The organism is Nonomuraea sp. NPDC003201 (assembly GCF_053590415.1).
On record NZ_JBSFTC010000707.1, the window covers coordinates 1 to 1,734 of the forward strand.

Consider the following 1,734-nt stretch of genomic DNA (forward strand, 5'->3'; position numbering starts at 1 on the left):
GGCGGGCTCACCCGCCGCCGCGGAGGAAGCGCTGTACGCGGAGATCCCGCTGTTCCACTACCCCTGGGCCGATGCCGCCCCGGAGGCGGTCGCGCTGGCCTTCGGCCTGTTCGCCGCCCACCGGGGGGACTTCACCCAGGTGGTGCTGGCGGGGGTCAACATCGGCCGCGACTCCGACACCATCGCCGCCATCGCCGGCGCCATGGCAGGCGCCCTGCACGGCGCCCAGGCCATCCCCGAACGGTGGCGGGCCCAGGTGGCACGCGTGAGCGGACGATGCATCACCGCCACCGCCGGCACGGACCTCGTCGACCTGGCCGACCGGCTGCACGACGCCGGCCGACAGGGCTCGGCGCCCAGGGAGGTGGCCGTCGATGGGCGTTGACGCCACCGCCACGCGGGAGAACCGTGCGGCCGGCGCCCTGCTGGGGCTGGCCGCCGGCGACGCCGCGGGCCTTCCCGCCCAGTTCCACCGCAGGGCCGGCTCGGCCTGGGCGCGGGCCGCCGGTTGGCGGCTCTCGGCCGCGCTGGACGAGCAGCGGGTCTCGCGCCCGTTGCTGCCGTTCACCCTCGGCATCGGGGACGACATCCCGCTTTCTCCCACGGACGACGCCGAGACCGCGGCCATGGCCGCGCTGGTGCTCCTCGAGGCGCCGGGCCACGACTCGGCCGCGCTCTTCGCCGAATGGCGCAGGCGGATGTCGTCCGACGTCTGGACCGGCGTCGCCGAACGCTCCGCGATCATCAACAGCGCCAGGGGCCTGACGCCGCCCGCCACCGGCAACGACAACCCGATGCACTACTCCGACAGCGCCGTTCCCGCCGGAGTGTCGATCGGCCTCTACTACGCCGGCGACCCGGCCGGGGCCGCCGAGGTCGCGCGACGCTATGCCGAGATCACCCACGCCGAGGACGGGGTCTGGGCCGCTCAGGCGATGGCCGTCGCCATCGCGTCGCTGGTCGGCGGCGCCTCCCTCCGCGACGCGTTGCGTGAGGCGGCGAGCGCCTTCCCCGAGAACAGCTGGACCGCCCGCAACCTCGCCACGGCGGCCCGCGTCCGCGAGTCGGCGCGTACGGCCTTCGAGGCCGTCCCCGGCCTGGTCGAGCGGCTCAGCCCGGCCGTGTACAGCCATGGGGGAGTGGCCGCCGAGACCCTGCCCACGGCCTTCGTCCTGGCCGAGCTGGCCGACGGCGACCTCGCCACGGCCCTCGGCTCGGCCGCGCTGGTCGCCCGGCAGTCCGACAGCATGCCGGCCATGGTGGGCGCGCTGTGCGGGGCGGCGTCGGGGGCCGCCGCCGTCCCGGACGCCTGGCGGCGGCATGTGGATGAGATCGCCGGCGTCCTGATCCCCGACCTGAAGGGGCTCAGCCTCACGGCCCTTGCGGGTCGCCTGCTGGCCGCGTCCGAGTCGGACGTCAACGGGCCCGGCTGAGCCGAACGGGCGGTCGTTCGTCCGGCCGCTCATCATGGCGGCGGCTGCCAAGACGCCCCGGAGCGGCACGGCCCCGGGACGAGCTGCCACGGCAGGGCGTCCGCGTCGGCTCGCATGGCTCGGCCCGCGGGGCTCGGCCCACAGCGCGTCGGCCCATGGGGCGATGGGGCCTGGCCCATGACGCCCGGCATGAGCACCGTCGTCAGCATGGCGTGCAGTCCGGCCGACGTGCCCCGACACGGCCTGGCGGACCTCCTCGCTGACCCCGTCGCCCTCCGTGATGTCGAGCACCTCGACGCAG

At 75.8% G+C, this 1,734-nt stretch carries 2 protein-coding genes; both read left to right on the top strand.

Annotated elements, in window-relative coordinates:
• Positions 1 to 385: ADP-ribosylglycohydrolase family protein (locus ACWDX9_RS62980; RefSeq protein ID WP_449973395.1), on the top strand; the 385-nt coding region annotated here is incomplete at its 5' end.
• Entirely contained in the window at positions 375 to 1,433 is a 1,059-nt protein-coding gene (locus ACWDX9_RS62985; RefSeq protein WP_449973396.1) for an ADP-ribosylglycohydrolase family protein, read from the top strand. The genes ACWDX9_RS62980 and ACWDX9_RS62985, both read left to right, overlap by 11 nt.
• The last annotated feature ends 301 nt before the right edge of the window (positions 1,434 to 1,734 follow it).

What these genes read in the sequence shown, in the direction of transcription:
- ACWDX9_RS62985 (WP_449973396.1), top strand. Translation starts at nt 375, where the DNA reads ATGGGCGTTGACGCCACCGCCACGCGGGAGAACCGTGCGGCCGGCGCC.